General features: G+C 74.3%; 12 protein-coding genes and 1 riboswitch. Of the genes, 10 read left to right on the forward strand and 2 right to left on the reverse strand.

Annotation, left to right across the window (positions count from 1 at the left end; all coding sequences use genetic code 11):
- Positions 1 to 82 precede the first annotated feature (82 nt).
- The 4 genes from NFS20_RS17575 (at position 83) to NFS20_RS17590 (ending at position 5,898) form a co-directional block, all read left to right on the forward strand.
- On the forward strand, positions 83 to 1,423 hold the full coding sequence (locus NFS20_RS17575; RefSeq protein ID WP_251153105.1) for an MFS transporter: 1,341 nt from the start codon (positions 83 to 85) through the stop codon (positions 1,421 to 1,423).
- Positions 1,424 to 1,427: 4 nt separating this feature from the next.
- Positions 1,428 to 1,516, forward strand: a riboswitch (ZMP/ZTP riboswitch).
- Between the two features lie 72 nt (positions 1,517 to 1,588).
- Positions 1,589 to 3,259 carry a bifunctional phosphoribosylaminoimidazolecarboxamide formyltransferase/IMP cyclohydrolase gene (gene purH, locus NFS20_RS17580; RefSeq protein WP_251153106.1) on the forward strand — a complete coding sequence of 557 codons (1,671 nt, stop codon included), beginning with the start codon at positions 1,589 to 1,591 and terminating at the stop codon, positions 3,257 to 3,259.
- Between the two features lie 159 nt (positions 3,260 to 3,418).
- Positions 3,419 to 4,330 (forward strand): ABC transporter ATP-binding protein, encoded by a 912-nt coding sequence (locus tag NFS20_RS17585; RefSeq protein WP_251153107.1) that lies wholly within the window; start codon positions 3,419 to 3,421, stop codon positions 4,328 to 4,330.
- The gene (locus NFS20_RS17590) at positions 4,327 to 5,898 is read left to right on the forward strand and encodes an ABC transporter permease (RefSeq protein WP_251153108.1); all 1,572 of its coding nucleotides are present in this window, start codon (positions 4,327 to 4,329) and stop codon (positions 5,896 to 5,898) included. Before NFS20_RS17585 ends, NFS20_RS17590 begins: the two co-directional genes overlap by 4 nt.
- 5 nt (positions 5,899 to 5,903) lie before the next feature.
- Here the strand turns inward: NFS20_RS17590 and NFS20_RS17595 are convergent, their stop codons facing one another.
- Complete coding sequence (locus NFS20_RS17595; protein ID WP_251153109.1) at positions 5,904 to 7,271, reverse strand: NAD(P)/FAD-dependent oxidoreductase; 1,368 nt, start codon at positions 7,269 to 7,271, stop codon at positions 5,904 to 5,906.
- Between the two features lie 54 nt (positions 7,272 to 7,325).
- Between NFS20_RS17595 and NFS20_RS17600 the strand changes: the two genes are divergently transcribed.
- Entirely contained in the window at positions 7,326 to 7,760 is a 435-nt protein-coding gene (locus tag NFS20_RS17600) for a DUF3017 domain-containing protein (RefSeq protein ID WP_251153110.1), read from the forward strand.
- 75 nt (positions 7,761 to 7,835) lie between these two features.
- Here NFS20_RS17600 and NFS20_RS17605 read toward each other — a convergent pair whose 3' ends face one another.
- Entirely contained in the window at positions 7,836 to 8,984 is a 1,149-nt protein-coding gene (locus NFS20_RS17605) for an aquaporin (protein ID WP_251153111.1), read from the reverse strand.
- A 331-nt stretch (positions 8,985 to 9,315) separates the two neighbouring features.
- Between NFS20_RS17605 and NFS20_RS17610 the strand changes: the two genes are divergently transcribed.
- The 5 genes from NFS20_RS17610 to NFS20_RS17630 all read left to right on the forward strand — a co-directional run bounded on the left by NFS20_RS17610 (position 9,316) and on the right by NFS20_RS17630 (position 17,068).
- A complete protein-coding gene (locus NFS20_RS17610) occupies positions 9,316 to 9,885 on the forward strand; it encodes a class I SAM-dependent methyltransferase (RefSeq protein ID WP_251153112.1) in 570 nt (189 codons plus the stop codon).
- 293 nt (positions 9,886 to 10,178) lie between these two features.
- Complete coding sequence (locus NFS20_RS17615; RefSeq protein ID WP_251153113.1) at positions 10,179 to 10,796, forward strand: hypothetical protein; 618 nt, start codon at positions 10,179 to 10,181, stop codon at positions 10,794 to 10,796.
- 140 nt (positions 10,797 to 10,936) lie between these two features.
- Positions 10,937 to 12,154, forward strand: a complete 1,218-nt coding sequence (locus tag NFS20_RS17620; protein ID WP_251153114.1) for an NADP-dependent isocitrate dehydrogenase — start codon at positions 10,937 to 10,939, stop codon at positions 12,152 to 12,154.
- 234 nt (positions 12,155 to 12,388) lie between these two features.
- Positions 12,389 to 13,375, forward strand: a complete 987-nt coding sequence (locus tag NFS20_RS17625; protein WP_251153115.1) for a malate dehydrogenase — start codon at positions 12,389 to 12,391, stop codon at positions 13,373 to 13,375.
- Positions 13,376 to 13,471: 96 nt separating this feature from the next.
- Positions 13,472 to 17,068 carry an ATP-binding cassette domain-containing protein gene (locus NFS20_RS17630; protein WP_251153116.1) on the forward strand — a complete coding sequence of 1,199 codons (3,597 nt, stop codon included), beginning with the start codon at positions 13,472 to 13,474 and terminating at the stop codon, positions 17,066 to 17,068.
- Positions 17,069 to 17,242 lie beyond the last annotated feature (174 nt).

A 17,242-nucleotide genomic window follows, 5' to 3' on the forward strand; every position in this document is an offset into this window, starting at 1 on the left:
CTCCCGAGGGCAACCGTCGGTGCGCAAGAGCAAGCGCGCAAGAGTCATTGCGCAATAAGCGCTGCGCACCTACTGTCCTGCCATGACCACGAGCCAGGACCCGGGCCTCCGGGAGACACTTCCCCTGCCGACCGACCGCGCCGACGCCGCGCCCGTCGCCGACGCCCCCTCGCCCGCGCGCCTGCTCCGCAACCGGTCGTACATGCTCCTCATGACGGGGCTCACCGCCGAGACGCTCGGGGCGGGGGTCGCGCTGTTCGCCGTGCCGCTCGTCGCGTACGGGCTCACGGGCTCGGTGGTCCAGGCGGGCGTGGTCGCCGCCGTCGGGCAGGTCGGCGCGCTCCTCGCGACCCTGCCCGCCGGCGTGGTCGCCGACCGGGTGGATCGCCGTCGGCTCGTGGTCGCGGCGGCAGGCGTGGGGACGCTGCTGTGGACGACGGTGGCGGTCGCGGCCGGGCTCGGTGCGCTCACCACCTGGCACCTCGCGGCCGCCCTCTTCGGGGCGTCCGTGGTCGGCGCGCTCGTCGACCCGGCGACGAGCGGTGCGTTCCGCTCGGTCGTCCCCGTTCCCCAGCTGCCGACCGCGCTCGCCGCGGCGCAGGGGAGGGACGCCGCGGCGGGCCTCCTCGCCGGCCCGCTCGGCGGCGTGCTCTACGCGGTGTCGCACGCGATCCCGCTCGCCGCGGCAGCCGTGGGGCACCTCGCCACCGCCGTGTGCACGTGGCTCGTGCGCGAACCGCTGAACGGTGACGTCGCCGAGGCGCGCGCGACCCGTCCGGTGGCGGCGCTGCGCGAAGGGCTGCTCTTCGTCTGGTCGGTGCCGCTCTTCCGCGCCCTGCTCGGTCTGTTCGTCGTCGTCAACGTCGCGTTCGGCGGTCTCATGATCGGCATCAACCTCGAGCTCGTGCGCACGGGCACGACGCCGGTCCTCATCGGTCTCGTCGACCTCGCCGTCGGGCTCGGGGTGCTCGTCGGCGCCGTGCTGGCCCCGCGCCTCGTGGGGCGGTTCCGCGCGGGAGCGCTCGTCGTCGTCGCGCTCGGGGTGCTCGCGACCGGTGCCGTGGCGATGGCCCTGCTGCAGTCGTACGTCGCCTATCTCGTCGTCCTCCCGCCCGCGGTCCTGCTCGTCCCCGCCGTGAACGCGGGTCTGTCCGGCTACGCCGCGGCGATCACGCCGGCCCAGATGCAGGGCCGCCTCGCGTCCGTCCTGGGCCTCACCGGCCTCGCAGCAGGCCCGCTCGTCCCGCTCGTCGGGAGCGGGCTGCTCGCGCGGTACGGGATCGGGACGGCGCTCGCGGTGCTCGCCGGTCTCCTCGTCGTGACCGTCGCCGGCCTCAGCACCTCGCGCTCGCTGTGGCGCGTGGGCACACCCGACACGTGGGCGGACGACGCCCGCGCGCTCGCCGAGGCGGCGCCCCGGTAGACTCGGCGGCGGCCGCGACTGGCGAGGGTGGGAACGACCACCGGGGAGCGGCCGGAACTACCTGCTGGTGCGTCGACCGCCTGGGCGCCTGGGTTCTGCCACTCGGCACCGGTACCGCACCCGCGGGACCGACGCACCGACCGCGACCCAGAGGAGCCCCTCGTCATGTCCGCACCCTCGGCCCCCGACGTCCAGCTCGCCGACGACGCACAGCGCCCCGTGCGCCGCGCGCTCCTGAGCGTCTACGACAAGACCGGGCTCGCCGAGCTCGCCACCGCGCTGCACGCCGCGGGCGTCGAGCTCGTCTCCACCGGCTCGACCGCCGCCACGATCGCCGCGGAGGGCATCCCCGTCACGCGGGTCGAGGACCTCACCGGCTTCCCCGAGTGCCTCGAGGGGCGCGTCAAGACGCTGCACCCGCGCGTGCACGCCGGCATCCTCGCCGACTCGCGCAAGCAGGACCACATGCAACAGCTTGCCCAGCTCGACATCTCCCCGTTCGAGCTCGTCGTCGTCAACCTCTACCCGTTCGCCGCGACCGTCGCGTCGGGCGCAGGCCCGGACGAGGTCGTCGAGCAGATCGACATCGGCGGACCGTCCATGGTCCGCGCCGCGGCGAAGAACCACCCGAGCGTCGCCGTCGTCGTCGAGCCGGCCGCCTACGACGCCGTGATCGACGCCGTCCGCGCCGGCGGCTTCACCTACGCGCAGCGCAAGGCGCTCGCGGCCGCCGCCTTCGTGCACACGGCGACCTACGACGTCGCCGTCGCGTCCTGGATGGGCAACGTCGTCGCGCCCACCGACGAGCTCGTGCAGGCGGACGGTGCGACGGTCTCCAGCGGCTTCCCGGCCTGGATCGGCGGGACGTGGGACCGGTCCGACGTGCTGCGCTACGGCGAGAACCCGCACCAGCGCGCGGCGCTCTACACGACCGGGCACGGCCCGGCCGGGCTCGCGCAGGCGACGCAGCTCCACGGCAAGGCCATGAGCTACAACAACTACGTCGACGCCGACGCCGCCTGGCGCGCGGCGCACGACCACGCCGAGCCGGCCGTCGCGATCATCAAGCACGCGAACCCGTGCGGCATCGCGGTGGGCACCGACGTCGCGGACGCGCACGCCAAGGCGCACGCGACCGACCCCGTGTCGGCGTACGGGGGCGTCGTCGCGGCCAACCGCGTCGTGACCCGCGCCGCGGCGGAGCAGATCGCCCCGGTGTTCACCGAGGTCGTCGTCGCGCCCGGCTTCGAGCCCGACGCGCTCGAGGTGCTGCAGGCGAAGAAGAACCTCCGGCTCCTCGTGGTCGACGGCGCGCCCTCCGCCACGGTCGAGACGCGCCCGATCAGCGGTGGTCTCCTCGTGCAGGGCGTCGACCGCGTCGACGCGGTCGTCACCGACGCCGACGGCACGGTCACCGGCGGTGACGACCCGCAGCACTGGACCCTCGTCACCGGCGCCGCCGCGGACGAGGCGACGCTCGCCGACCTCGCCTTCGCGTGGCGCGCGGTGCGCGCCGCGAAGTCCAACGCGATCCTCCTCGCCGCCGACGGCGCCGCCGTGGGCGTCGGGATGGGGCAGGTCAACCGCGTGGACTCGTGCCGCCTCGCGGTCGAGCGGGCCAACACCCTCGCGGACGGTCAGGAGCGGGCGCGCGGTGCCGTCGCGGCGTCGGACGCGTTCTTCCCGTTCGCTGATGGCCTGCAGATCCTGCTCGACGCCGGGGTCCGCGCCGTCGTCGCGCCCGGAGGCTCGATCCGCGACGCCGAGGTGATCGAGGCCGCGACCGCGGCCGGCGCGACGGTGTACTTCACGGGCACGCGCCACTTCGCGCACTGAGCCGCGTCGAACCGACCCCTCCCGGCTGCGCGTGGTGCGCCGTCGGGACGGGGCGGTCGACCGGCGTCGGCCGTCGCGAGCCGACAGGACAGCGCCCTCCGGATGGCGGAGACTGCGGTGCATCTGCCACCCGGCTGCCGGTCGACCGCAGGAGGAGCGATGGAGGACCGTGTCGTCGACGTCCGAGGGCTCGAGAAGACGTTCGGGAGGTTCCGCGCGCTCGACGGGCTCGACCTGACGCTCGAGCGTGGCGAGGTGCGAGGGTTCCTCGGTCCGAACGGGGCGGGGAAGTCCACGACGATCCGCATCCTGCTCGGCATGGTCCGGCGCAGCGGGGGCCACGTCGAGCTCTTCGGCCGTGACCCGTGGCGCGACGCGGTGCCGCTGCACCGTCGCCTGACGTACGTGCCCGGCGACGTCGCGCTCTGGCCGGGACTGACCGGCGGCCAGTGCGTCGACGTCCTCGGCGCCTCGGGCGCCCCGCTCGACGAGGCGCGACGTGCGGAGCTCGTCGAGCGGTTCGACCTCGACCCGTCGAAGCGCGTGCGCGACTACTCGAAGGGCAACCGCCAGAAGGTCGCCCTCGTCGCCGCGTTCGCCGCCCGCGCCGACCTCCTCGTGCTCGACGAGCCGACGTCGGGCCTCGACCCGCTCATGGAGGAGGTCTTCCGCGAGTGCGTCGCCGAGCGTGCCGCCGACGGGGCGACGGTCCTGCTGTCGAGCCACATCCTCAGCGAGGTCGAGGCGCTGTGCCGCACGGTGACGATCATCCGGCACGGACGCACCGTGCGGGCCGGCACCGTCGCGGAGCTGCGCCGGCTCGCGCGGACCACCGTGCACGCCGTCACCCGGGGCGCGGCACCCGATCTCGCCGGCGTGGACGTCGCCGACCTCGTCGTCACCCCGGCCGGTGACGGCCTCGCCGGTGACGACGTTCGGTTCACGGTCGACCCCGACGTGCTCGACGCGGCGCTGCGCCCGCTCGTCGGGCACGGGCTGGCGTCGCTCACCGTTCGGCCCCCGAGCCTGGACGAGCTCTTCCTCAGCGAGTACGACGGGCAGAGCGCGTGAACCGCTCCGGCGTCACCACGATGCTGCGCCTGCAGCTGCGCACCGGCCGGGTGGCCCTCGTCGCGTGGGTCCTCGGTCTCCTGGCCACCTACGTCGCCACGGTCGCCGCGATCGACGCCACCTACGGCACGCCGGAACAGCTCGCGACGTACGGCGCGACCGTCGGGGCCGACCCGACGATGGCCGCGATCAACGGCACCCCGTACGGCGCCGACACGCTCGGCGGGGTCGTCGCGAACGAGTTCGGCTTCGTCGCCGCGATCGCCGTGCCGCTCATGGGGCTGATGCTCGTCGCGCGCTCCACGCGCCGCGAGGAGGAGGTCGGTCGCCTCGAGCTCGTCCGGTCGCGCGCCGTGGGCGCCCGCGCGCCGTGGGCGGCAGCGCTCGTCGTCGCGGGCGCGGCCCTCGTCCTGGTCGGCGCCGGAGTGACGCTGACGCTCGTCGCCCACGACGTCGACCTGGCCGACGCCGCGCTCTACGGCGCGTCCCTGACGGGCCTCGGACTGGTCTTCGCGGGCGTGGCCACGCTCGCCGGCCAGCTCCTGCGCCGGTCCGCCGGCGTCCTCGGGGCGGGCATCGGCGTGCTTGGCGCCGCCTACGTGCTGCGGGCGGTGGGGGACGTCGAGGGGAACGGGTGGAAGTGGCTGTCGCCGCTCGCGTGGCAGCAGGAGACGCGCCCCTTCGCCGACTCGCGCGTGTGGCCGCTCGCGCTCGCCCTGGGCGTCGCGGTCGCGCTCGCGGGAGCGGGGCTCGCCCTCGTCGGACGGCGCGACCTCGGCAGCGCGGTCGTCGCGAGCCGGCCCGGTCCCGCTCGCGCGAGCGCGTCCGGTCGCGGCCAGCTCGGCATGTCCGTGCGCCTGCACGGCCCGAGCCTGGCCGCCTGGGCCGTCGGTGCCGCCGGTGTGGGCGCGGTCTTCGGCGCGTTCACCGACGACGTGGACGACGTGATCGCGAGCAACCCCGACCTGGAGGTGCTCCTCGGGGGGTCCGGCACCGACCCGACGTCCTGGTACGTCGCCTACTGCCTCGTCCTGACCCTCGTCATGGCGATGGGCGCCGGGGCGCAGGTGGTCGGCCGAGCCCGGGGCGAGGAGACGGCGGGCCGGCTCGAGCCGCTGCTGGCCCGTGCGGTCCGGCGCGGCCGCTGGCTCGGCGCGCACGCGGCGTCGGCACTCCTCGGGGCGGGGCTCGTCGCGCTCGCCGGCGGGCTCGGCCTCGCCCTGACCGCGTCAGGCGCGAGCGGCGACGCCGGGGGCACGATGACGGCGACGGTCACCTACCTCCCGGCGGTGCTCGCCGTCCCCGCTCTCGGCCTCGCGCTGGTCGGGATCGCGCCCCGGGCCACCGCCGCGCTCTGGGCGGCGCTCGCGTACGTCGCCGTCGTCGAGATGCTCGGCGAGACGCTCCGCCTGCCGGACTGGGCGCTGGACCTCTCGCCGCTGCACGCGATCGGCCGCCTGCCCACCGAGGCCGCGTCCGGTCGGGCGGTCGCCGTGGTCGCGGGCGTCGTGGTGCTGCTGCTGGTGATCGCCGTCGCGGGCTTCCGCCGTCGTGACGTCCCGCGCTGAACCGGTCAGGGCGCTGCGGGGACGAGGTCCCGCCACCGTACGGTCGGGTCCACGGCCTGCTCGATCACGAGCTCCGGCCGCGGCGTGCGCGTGAAGAGGCGGCGGACCGCGCCGACGTCGCGCGGCGAGTCGACGAGCAGCACGGCGCGGACCCGTCGCACGGCTCGTCCCGCTCGACGGGTCCCGTCGTCCGTCCGGTGGGTCGTCGTGCTGTCGCCCGGCTCGACGTAGACGGCGGCCCACGCCCCCCTGCCCGTCGCCCCGCCGGTCGGGTCTCCGCGCAGGACGACCTCGTCCGTCGGGGAAGGGTTCCCGAAGAGCGCCAGGTCGTGACCGAGCTGCTGGGAGAAGACGTAGGGCGGGTGCGGCGGCGCACCGTCCGGGTCCAGACCCAAGATCGCGCGAGCCGTGGGCTCCGGGTCGTGGAGCGCAGCGGACCAGTGACCGCCAGGCACCGGCCCGAGGACGGGGTGGTCGCGCGTCGCGCAGTCGCCGAGCGCCCACAGCCCCGGCACGTCGTGGACGGCGCCCGTCGCGTCGACGGGGACCGCGCCGCGCGCGTCCAGCGGGACGACGCCGTCGAGCCACGCCGTCGCGGGGCGCGCACCGACGGCGGCGAGGACGACGTCCGCCGCCACGTGCGCGCCGTCGGCGAGCCGGACGCCGTCGGGACCGACCTCGACGACCGGCAGCCCCGTCACGAGGCGCGCACCCGCGGGGGCGTACCAGCGCGCGAGGTGCGCACCGACGGTGGGACCGAGCTGCCGCTCGAGCGGCGTGGAGCCGGCCTCGACGACCGTCACGTCGGCGCCCGCCCCGGCGGCCACCCCGGCGATCTCGGCACCGATCCAGCCGGCGCCGACGATCGCCAGCCGCAGCCCGGGTGCGACGCGCTCGCGGAGCGCCGCCGCGTCGGCCGCGGTGTGCAGCACGCTGGCGGCCTCCCAGCCGAGCGGCCGGACCGGCGCGGCACCGACCGCGAGCACCACCGCGTCGGCGCGCACGACGTCGCCCGACCGGGTGGTGACCGCGAAGGCGCGATCGCCGCCGTCGGGCGGTGCCAGGCGGACCGCGGGGTCGGCGAGCCGCAGGTCGTCCACCAGGGCTCCGACGTCGATCCCCAGGTCATCGCTCAACCAGGCGGGCGCGGGACGGGTCAGGAGCTCCTTGGACAACGGCGGCCGGTCGTACGGCGGCACGCCCTCGGCGCCGAGCAGGGTGAGCGCGCCGTCGATACCCAGCTCCCGGAGCGCAGCGACCGTGCGGGCCCCGGCCAGCCCGGCACCGACCACGACGACGGACGACGGGACGGACGTCGCGGCACCCCGGGGCGCGGGCGACGTCGAGGGGGCAGGGCGCGCGGGGGACGGCATGAACGCCACGCTAGGCCACGGCGGTAGGCTTCCGGACGTGGAACGGGCACGAGCGTGAGCGACGTCACCGCGCGCGGCGCGGCGACCCACCGTCCCCGCGCGACCATCGTCCCGTCGTGGCACCACGTGCACGACGACGGGCAGCCGTCCGCCGACGGACCGACGCCCGATCGGGGCCGGGACGAGGCGTCCACGGGGGACACCGTTCCGGAGCCGCCCGCGAGCCTCGCGCCGTCGCGGCAGCCCGCGATGTGGCTCGTGCTCCTCGGAGTCGGTCTCGCCACCGCCGTCGCCCTGCTCGTCGACGCGCGGGTCGCGAGCCTGGTCCTGTCCGGCGTCCTCGCCGTCGCCGGGGTGTGCAGGGCGGTCATCCCCGGCCCGGGCCCCGTGGGGATCACGGTCCGGTCGCGCGGTCTCGACACGTTCTTCTTCCTCGCACCCGCGGTGGTCATCGCGTTCCTCGCGTTCGCCCCGGGCGTGAAGCCCTGACGGAGGCATGACCCCCGACGCACGCGGGGCCCGGTCCGTCGGAACGGACCGGGCCCCGCGTCGTCGTGCCGTGGTTCAGACCTTCGGTGCCTGCGTGTCGTCGTCGCCTTCGGCAGCGGGACGGTCGGTCCGCGGGGCCTCGACGACCTCGGAGGACTCGACCGGCTCGGGTGCGACTGCCGCAGGTGCGGCGGTCACCGGCTCGGAGGAGGTCGGGACGGTCGTCGCCGCGTCGTCGGCGGTGGCCGTCGCGGTGGCGCCGGTCGTCGCCGCGGCACCGGCCGTCGGTCCGGTGGAGACGGCGACGGGCTCCTCGACGTCGAGCTCCTCGGTCGTCACGAGCTGGTCCTCGCCGAGGAGGTCGTCCTGCGCCGGCGCGAACGCGAAGGCGCGGTAGAACAGGCCGGCGATCGCCGCGCCGAGGAGCGGGGCGACCCAGAACAGCCAGAGCTGGCTCAGCGCCCAGTCGCCGCCGAACACGGCCGAGACGGTCGAGCGAGCAGGGTTGAGCGAGGCGTTGGTGAACGGCGCCGCGACGAGGAGGAGCGCCGCGAGGGCGAGCCCGATAGCGATCGGGGCGATCGTGCTGCGCGTGCGGTTGTCCGTGACGCCGAGGATGACGCCGACCAGCACGGCCGTCGCGACGACCTCCACGAGCAGGGCGGCCGCGAGGCCGACCGTCACCTCGACGCCGGCCGCCGCGAACGTGGACGTCAGCGGGGAGTGCGCGTCGAAGCCGTTGGCGGTCGTGCGGAACAGGGCCGCCGTCGTCGCCTCGTCGATCAGGGTGTTCTGCTGCAGCACGTCGAGCGACGACCGCGGGATCGTCGCGAGGAGCACGAGCCCGGCGAGCACGGCACCGACGACCTGGGCGAGCCAGTAGGGGAGCACGTCGCGCCACGCGGTCCGGCCGCCGATCGCGGCGCCGAGCGTCACGGCCGGGTTGAAGTGCCCGCCCGAGACGTGACCGACCGCGGCGATCGCGGCGAGCAGCGCGACGCCGCCCGCGAACGCGACGGAGAGCACGAGGTTGCCGTTGAAGAACCGGGCCCACATCGCCACGCCGACGATCGCGAGGACGAGGAAGAACGTGCCGAAGACCTCGGCGCCGAGGCGCGCGAGGAGACCGGGCTGGACGACCGCGACGGACTCGGTCCGCTCGACGGTGACGTCCTCGACGACGGGTCCGCCCGTTGAGCCGGGAGCGGTGGTGTCCTGGGACATGATGTTCCTGTCTGTGTTCGGAGTCGGGATGACGGCACGATGCCGCGCAGATCCGGGCATCTGTGCGCATCCTGCCACCGTTCTCAGGACATCGGGTGGAGATCGGCCGTGTAGACCCTGGGAATGACGCCGCGTCTCATCACCCGGGACGATCGGTTCCGGAATCGCGTACCGCATCGACCCCGGCGGATGCACCCGGGCGACCCCGGTCAAGGATCGCTACGACGCGCCGTCGTCGCCCGGCGGGGAGCGTCGCGTCGACGACCCTGCGGGTGAGCGTCCACGTGAGCGCCAGGGCGCACGCGGGCCGCGCATGGGATTGACTTCGCTCATGAGAGCCCGGCCGCTGGAGATCACCGACCTTCTGTGGTCCTTCGACCCGAGTGGTGGGCGACGGGGCGTGGATCGATCGGTGGCTGAGGCGGATCTGCGCGACCGCGGCCAGCGGCGTGCCGCGCGGCTCGTCCGTCGGATGCCGGCGACCGGGTCACGGCTCGACCCGGTGGCGGTGGACGCGCTCGGTCTTCGTGTCCACTACGAGCTGGCGCGTCTGGGGGAGGAGCTGCAGCTGGGGCGGCGTGTGGCGGCGCTGGTCGGCTCGCTGCTCGCCGAGATCGGCCACGACTGCGGACAGCCGGTCCGAGTCGTCGACATCGGCTGCGGACTCGGCCATGTGCTCCGGTCCATCGCCATGCGCGGTGATTTGCCACGATCCGTCGAGCTGGTCGGGGTGGATCTGAACCCAGTCCTCGTCATGGAGGCCGAGCGCCTGGCACGGGCGGAAGGACTTCCGGTCCGGTTCGTGAACGGAGACGCGTTCACACCGGGCGTCGCGATCGACGACGGCGCCCGGACGGTCGTCGTGTCGACAGGCTTGCTCCACCACTTGACCTCCGACTAGCTCGCGGGCTTCTTCGCGGTCCAGGCGCGGTTGCAGGTGCTCGCCTTCGCTCACTGGGACATCGCGCCGTGCTTCTGGTCGACTCTTGGGGCGTGGGTCTTCCACCAGGCGCGGATGCGTGAACCCGTCTCGCGCCACGACGGTGTGCTGTCCGCTCGGCGTTCTCACCCTTCGGGGGCTCTGCTCACCGCCGTCCGGGCCAGTGCGCCCGGGTACCGCGTCGAGGTGCGTGAGGGTTCGCGTTGGCATCCGCGGGCGCTGGATGTGCTCAGACCGATCGTCGGGGTCAGAGCATGACCGGTGCAGTGATCGCCGCGCTCGTGTGCCTCGCGCTGCTCGACGGGGCGTTCAGCGGGTTCCGGGCCTCGCTGGGCCGCACGGGCCTGGTAGAGCATGCCGAGGAGAGTCGGAGAGGACTGCTCCGCGGAGCTGTGCTGATGGCGCTGCTCGCAGCGCCGGCGATCGCCTCGATGTTGACCGACGTGGTCCTGGGCGCCGCAACCATGGCCACGTACCGGGCGGCAGGCCTGGCGGCCATGGCCGTGCTCGGACCGTACGCGCTCATCGTTCTTCTCGCGCTGGGCGTGTACGGCGCGCTCCGGTGGGAGCTCAAGTACCTCGCCTCAGCACTCGTTCTCGGACCGTTCACCCTGATCCGGCCCGCTGTCGTGCTGGCTGCGGCGATCGTCGCGATCGTCCGCACGCACGAGATCGCCGCGACGGTCTCGATCACTCTCGCGGCAGCAGCCGTCGTGCTCGTAGAACCGATCCTCAACCGTCGCCATGAGAGGCGGAGTCGTGCTGCCGGCCGTCTCTCTGGCTCGTGGAAGAGGCTCCAGCGACGTCAGAGTCACGCGCCCGTCGCCCAGGCAGTCGGGCGCCCGCGAGGAGCGGCTGACAAAGTATCTTGACGTCGAGAAGTCGAGTACGCTGGACGGCGGTCAGCAAACGCCCTCGCGTGCGACGGACAACCGACCGACGGCCCGACAGGCCCGTCAGGTGGCCGTCCGGTCCGGGGGCACCAGTCCCCGACAGTTGGAGCGATCTGCGCATGGGCAAGATCAAGGTCGTCAACCCGGTCGTCGAGCTCGACGGCGACGAGATGACGCGCATCATCTGGCAGTTCATCAAGGACCGCCTCATCCACCCCTACCTCGACGTCGACCTCAAGTACTTCGACCTGTCGATCCAGAACCGCGACGCCACCGACGACCAGGTGACGATCGACGCGGCGAACGCGATCAAGCAGTACAACGTCGGCGTCAAGTGCGCGACCATCACGCCCGACGAGGCGCGCGTCGAGGAGTTCGGCCTCAAGAAGATGTGGGTCTCCCCGAACGGGACCATCCGCAACATCCTCGGCGGCGTCGTCTTCCGCGAGCCGATCATCATCTCCAACATCCCGCGCCTCGTGCCGGGCTGGAACAAGCCGATCATCATCGGCCGTCACGCCCACGGCGACCAGTACAAGTCGACGAACTTCAAGGTCCCGGGCCCCGGCAAGATCACGATGACGTTCGAGCCGGCCGACGGCTCCGAGCCGCAGAAGTTCGACGTCGTGACCATGCCCGAGGAGGGCGGCGTCGCGATGGGCATGTACAACTTCAACGAGTCGATCCGCGACTTCGCGCGCGCCTCGTTCGCGTACGGCCTCCAGCGCAACTACCCCGTGTACCTCTCCACGAAGAACACGATCCTCAAGGCCTACGACGGCCAGTTCAAGGACCTGTTCCAGGAGGTCTTCGACGCCGAGTTCGCCGAGCAGTTCGCCGCGGCCGGGCTCACCTACGAGCACCGCCTCATCGACGACATGGTCGCCTCGGCCATGAAGTGGGAGGGCGGCTACGTCTGGGCCTGCAAGAACTACGACGGCGACGTCCAGTCCGACACCGTCGCGCAGGGCTTCGGCTCGCTCGGCCTCATGACCTCCGTCCTCATGACCCCCGACGGCCAGACCGTCGAGGCCGAGGCCGCGCACGGCACGGTGACGCGTCACTACCGCCAGCACCAGCAGGGCAAGCCGACGTCGACCAACCCGATCGCGTCGATCTTCGCCTGGACCCGCGGCCTCATGCACCGCGGCAAGCTCGACGGCACCCCCGAGGTCACCGAGTTCGCGCAGACCCTCGAGGACGTCGTCGTCAAGACGGTCGAGTCCGGCCAGATGACGAAGGACCTCGCGCTCCTCGTCGGCCCGGACCAGGCGTGGCTCACCACCGAGGACTTCCTCGCCGCGCTCGACGAGAACCTCAAGGCGCGCCTGGGCTGACCCGCCCTGCACGCGTCTCGACGGCGACGCTCCCTTCCGGGGAGCGTCGCCGTTCGTCGTCCTGGTCGCCTTTCGCGGGGCCCTCCTTCTCTCCGGCCCCGCTCCCGGTCCCGTCACCTCGCCCGGACCACGGTGGGGCCCCGGCCTCCCAGGTCGACCCGGCGCCGTCGACCGACGCCCAGGGCGACGACGCGTGCGGCGACCTGCGCACGGGCGTTGTGGGAGAGTGAGCGCATGACTTCCCCCGTGAACGTGACGGTGACCGGCGCGGCCGGTCAGATCGGTTACGCGCTGCTGTTCCGCATCGCGTCGGGCCAGTTGCTCGGCCCCGACACCCCCGTGCGCCTGCGTCTCCTGGAGATCCCGCAGGGGGTCAAGGCGGCCGAGGGCACCGCGATGGAGCTCGACGACTGCGCGTTCCCGCTGCTCGCCGGGATCGACATCTTCGACGACCCGACGGCGGCCTTCGAGGGCACGAACGTGGCGCTGCTCGTGGGTGCGCGCCCGCGCGGGCCGGGCATGGAGCGCGGCGACCTGCTCGAGGCGAACGGCGGGATCTTCAAGCCGCAGGGCCAGGCGATCAACGCGGGCGCGGCGGACGACGTGCGCGTGCTCGTCGTCGGGAACCCGGCGAACACCAACGCGCTCATCGCGGCGTCGAACGCGCCCGACGTGCCGAAGGACCGCTTCACCGCGATGACGCGGCTCGACCACAACCGCGCGCTGACGCAGGTCGCGAAGAAGGCGGGCGTGCCCGTCTCGGAGGTCCGCAAGGTCACCATCTGGGGCAACCACTCCGCGACGCAGTACCCGGACCTGTTCCACGCCGACGTCGCAGGGACGCCCGGTGGGGAGCTCGCCACGGACCAGGGCTGGCTCGAGCAGGAGTTCATCCCGACGGTCGCCAAGCGCGGTGCGGCGATCATCGACGCGCGCGGTGCGTCGTCGGCCGCGTCGGCGGCGAACGCGGCGATCGACCACGTCCACGACTGGGTGCTCGGCACGCCCGAGGGCGACTGGACGAGCGCCGGCGTGGTCTCGGACGGCTCGTACGGCGTCCCGACCGGTCTGATCTCGTCCTTCCCCGTGGTCTCGCGCGGCGGGGCGTGGGAGATCGTGCAGGGCCTGGAGATCTCCGACTTCTCGCGGGGTCGCATCGACGCGTCGGTCGCGGAGCTCGAGGAGGAGCGGCAGGCCGTCTCGGAGCTCGGGCTGGTCTGACACGCGGAGCGTCCCGCGACGCCGGGGGTCCACGCGGCCCCCGGCGGCGTAATTCCCTGCGCCGGTGTCGTACCCGCACCGTAGGGTCGACGGGCCATGATCGACGCACCCGCCCCCACCGGCCACCCGACGGACCCCGGCGAGAGCGCGACGCCGCCTCGCGAGACGCTCGACCCTGCCCGGGTGCTGGGCTGGCGGCGGCTGCGCGGGCCCCAGGCCGTCGTCGCGCTGGTCGCGCTCGCCCTGGGTGCGGTCGGGGCCGCTCTGGGCACCGTCGTGGCGGGGTGGATCGCCGAGGACCCGGCCACCGCGACGCTGCAGCTGCTCGCGGCGTGCATCGTCGGTGCCGCCCTGCTCGACACGGCCGGACAGGTCGTGTGGGCCGGCGTCGTCGACCGTGCGGAGGGGACGCTGCGGGGGGACCTGCTCACCGCGGCGCTGCACCAGCCGCTGGACACCCTCACCGAGCAGGCCGTGGGCGAGGTGCTGGACCGGGTCGACGACGACACGCACGCCGTCGGGACACTGGTGCGACGGCAGCTCTGGGGCGCCGGTCGCACGCTCGTCGGCGTGGTCCCCATGTGGGTCGTCGCCGGCCTGACCTGGTGGCCCGCCTGGCTCCTCTTCCCACTGCTCGGGCTGCTCGCCTGGCTGCTCGTGCGGCCGATGCTGGGAGAGATCTCCCGCCGCAAGGTGATCGAGGAGGCCGCCTGGACGGACCAGGCCGCGGCGTTCGAGGAGGCCGTCGCCGCGCGCGACGACCTGCGGACCAGCCTGGGCCAGTCGTTCGCGGTCCGCCGGCTCGCCGGGCTCTCCGCCGCCGTGCACCGGACGTTCGAGGCCGTGCTGTCGGTCGAGTCGCGCATGGTCCGCCGCGCCGGACTCGTGCTGGCGTCGTTGCTGGCCGGGACCGCCGTGGCCGGCGCGGCGCTCGCCGTGGACGGCGACCTGGCCGTCGACCAGCTGGTCACCCTGTTCCTCGTCACGGCGATGTTCGTCGGGCAGACGGACAACCTCGTGCACCACCTCCCGGACATCCAGGAAGGTCTCGGGGCGCTCACGCGGATCCGGCAGATGCTCGCGGTCCCGCCGGAGCCGACGGGCGGACGCGACGTGCCCGAGGGGCCGGTCGGCATCGAGCTGCGCGACCTGCACTTCTCCTACGCCGAGGGCACGTTCGCGCTCGACGGCGTGAGCGTGCGTGTTCCGGCCGGGGAGACGGTCGCGCTGGTCGGCCGCACGGGGTCGGGCAAGTCGACGCTCGCGTCGCTCCTCTCCCGGGCCGTCGAGCCGCCGCGCGGCTCCGTGCTCGTCGGTGGCGCGGACGTCCGCGACCTCGACCTGCAGGCGCTGCGCGCCGCGGTCGGCGTGGTCACCCAGCGCACCGAGATCCTCGCGGGCACGCTCGCGGAGAACATCGCGCTCTTCGCGGACGTGCCGCGCGACGACGTCGAGGCCGCGGTGCGCGAGCTCCGGCTCGACGACTGGGTCGCCGGTCTGCCCGACGGGCTCGACACGCTGCTGGGACCGGGCGGCACGTCGCTCTCCGCGGGGGAGGAGCAGCTCGTCGCCTTCGCCCGGCTCCTGGTGCGCGACGTGCAGGTGGTCGTGCTCGACGAGGCGACGGCGCGCATGGACCCGCTGACCGAGGCGCGGGTCGTCGCCGCGTCCGAGCGCCTGCTCGCCGCGCGCACGGGCGTCCTCGTCGCGCACCGGCTGTCCACCATCGAGCGTGCGGGGCTCGTCGTGGTGCTCGACCACGGCCGCGTCGTCCAGCAGGGCACGCGGGCCGAGCTCGCGCAGGTCCGGGGCCCGTACCGCACCCTGCTGGAGGCGAGCGTCGCCCAGGCGGGGCCCGGTGAGCACCCCCTCGACGGCGTGCCTGGCGAGCAGGTCGTGGCGGCCGACGCGTCGACGACGAGCGGTCCCGGGGCGGGTGGGGCGGCGGCGCCGTCGGAGTCCGTCGGCGGACGGCGACGTCGCGGGACGCCCCCCGAGCTCCGCGATCCCGGGGACGGACCGAGCCTCGCGCGCGGCATCCTCCACGCCCTGTTCGTCCGGCCGGCGTGGGGTGTGGTCGGTGCGGTGCTGTTCCTCGTGGCGAGCCTCTTCTCGGCACAGGGCGCGATCACGGGATTCCTCTGGGGACGTGCGGTCCAGGGGCTCGACGACGGCTTCCCCGTCGCGCTGCTCGTGCCGTTCGCGGTCCTCCTCGTCGTCGCCCCGCTGTGCCTCGCGCGGGCCGTGTACGTCTACCCGCGCTGGTGGATCGAGGTGCTGCTCCGGGTGCGCCTGGCCGTCATGTCCGGCCAGACGCGACAGCACCGGCTCCCGGCGTCCCCGCCGGGCGAGGTCGTCGCGCGCGCGATGGACGCCGACCGCTTCGCCCGGTACGCCGACCGGTGGGTGGATCTCGTCAACGGCCTCCTCATCGCGGGCGTCACCGCGCTCCTCAGCGGCTCGTGGCTCGCCGGCGCGGTCCTCCTGGCCGTGATGGTCGTGTCGGCGACGGCCTCGGCGCTCGGGCGGCCGATCGCCGGCCGGTCGGCGACGCGGTCGTCGGCCGCGCGCGCCCGGTTCGGGCGGGCGCTGGTCTCCGCGCTCGACTCGGCGCGCACCGTCAAGCTCGCCGCCCGCACGCCGCAGGTGCACGCCCACCTGCGCGACGTCGACGCGGGCCGGGTCCGTGCCGCGGTCTTCGAGCACCGGGTCCAGGCGGCGCTCGACGGCGTGCCCCTGGTCATGATCCAGCTCGGTGTCGTCGCGGCGTGGGGAGGGCTCCTCACGGGCACGTGGGACCTCGCCACTGCTCTGCTGGTCGCCAACGCCGTCAACGGGTTCGGCTGGTTCGGCGTCGTCGCCGGCGCCGTCGTGACCGAGGCCCCGGGGACGCGCTCGTGGCAGCAGGTGACGAGCCGGTTCGCGGCGGGGGCCGACCTCATGGACCTGCCGCCGGGCGTCGACCTGCTCACCGGCGCCGCACCCTCGCCCGCGCCGGGGCCCCGGCAGGCGCTGCAGCGGCTCGACCTCGCCGGCATGACGGCCCTGCACGACGACGGCACGATCGGCGTCCAGGACGTCGACCTGTCGGTGCGCCGCGGTGAGCTGGTGCTGCTCCTGGGCCAGGTCGGGTCCGGCAAGTCGAGCCTGCTCTCCTCCCTCGCCGGGCTCATGGAGCACACCGGCGCGATCCGGTGGAACGGCACCGACGTCGTCGACGCCCAGACCTTCCTGCGTCCCGGCCAGGTCGCGCACGTCGCGCAGGTGCCGCGCGTGCTCTCGGGGACGTTCGCCGACAACGTCCGGCTCGGTCACGAGCGCGACGTGCACGGGCCTGTCGCCGCAGCACGCCTGGAGCAGGACGTCGTGGAGGCCGGCGGCCACGAGGCGCTCGTGGGGCACCGCGGCGTCCGGCTGTCGGGCGGGCAGGTGCAGCGCCTCGCGCTCGCACGTGCGCTCGCCACGGAGACCGAGCTCCTCCTCGCGGACGACGTCTCGAGCGCGCTCGACGCCGCGACGGAGATCGAGCTGTGGACGTCGCTGCGCGAGCGCGGCACCACGGTGATCGGTGCGACGTCCAAGCGGGCAGCGCTCGCGCGGGCGGACCGTGTCGTGGTGCTCGAGGACGGCGTGGTCGCCGACGTCGGACCGTGGAGCGACCTCGCGGCGCGGTGGGGGCACCTCGCGGGCTGACGCTCTCGAGCGTCGACGAGTTCGCGGGGGTGGGCGAGTCCGCGGAGGGTGGGGCGAGTCGTCGCGGGTCTACCATCCGCCGCTCGTCCCTCGCGGCTCCCGCCAGACCCGCCACGACCCGCGACGACTCGCCCCACCCTCCGCTCCAGGGCGGCCGCGGCTCTTCGCCAGACC

Source organism: Cellulosimicrobium sp. Marseille-Q4280 (assembly GCF_943181405.1).
GTDB lineage: Bacteria > Actinomycetota > Actinomycetes > Actinomycetales > Cellulomonadaceae > Cellulosimicrobium.

Excerpts from the sequence above, each read along its gene's own strand:
- NFS20_RS17575 (WP_251153105.1), top strand. The coding sequence starts at position 83 with ATGACCACGAGCCAGGACCCGGGCCTCCGGGAGACACTTCCCCTGCCG.
- purH (WP_251153106.1), top strand. The coding sequence starts at position 1,589 with ATGTCCGCACCCTCGGCCCCCGACGTCCAGCTCGCCGACGACGCACAG.
- NFS20_RS17585 (WP_251153107.1), top strand. The coding sequence starts at position 3,419 with ATGGAGGACCGTGTCGTCGACGTCCGAGGGCTCGAGAAGACGTTCGGG.
- NFS20_RS17595 (WP_251153109.1), bottom strand. The coding sequence starts at position 7,271 with ATGCCGTCCCCCGCGCGCCCTGCCCCCTCGACGTCGCCCGCGCCCCGG.
- NFS20_RS17605 (WP_251153111.1), bottom strand. The coding sequence starts at position 8,984 with ATGTCCCAGGACACCACCGCTCCCGGCTCAACGGGCGGACCCGTCGTC.
- NFS20_RS17610 (WP_251153112.1), top strand. The coding sequence starts at position 9,316 with ATGAGAGCCCGGCCGCTGGAGATCACCGACCTTCTGTGGTCCTTCGAC.
- NFS20_RS17615 (WP_251153113.1), top strand. The coding sequence starts at position 10,179 with ATGACCGGTGCAGTGATCGCCGCGCTCGTGTGCCTCGCGCTGCTCGAC.
- NFS20_RS17620 (WP_251153114.1), top strand. The coding sequence starts at position 10,937 with ATGGGCAAGATCAAGGTCGTCAACCCGGTCGTCGAGCTCGACGGCGAC.
- NFS20_RS17625 (WP_251153115.1), top strand. The coding sequence starts at position 12,389 with ATGACTTCCCCCGTGAACGTGACGGTGACCGGCGCGGCCGGTCAGATC.
- NFS20_RS17630 (WP_251153116.1), top strand. The coding sequence starts at position 13,472 with ATGATCGACGCACCCGCCCCCACCGGCCACCCGACGGACCCCGGCGAG.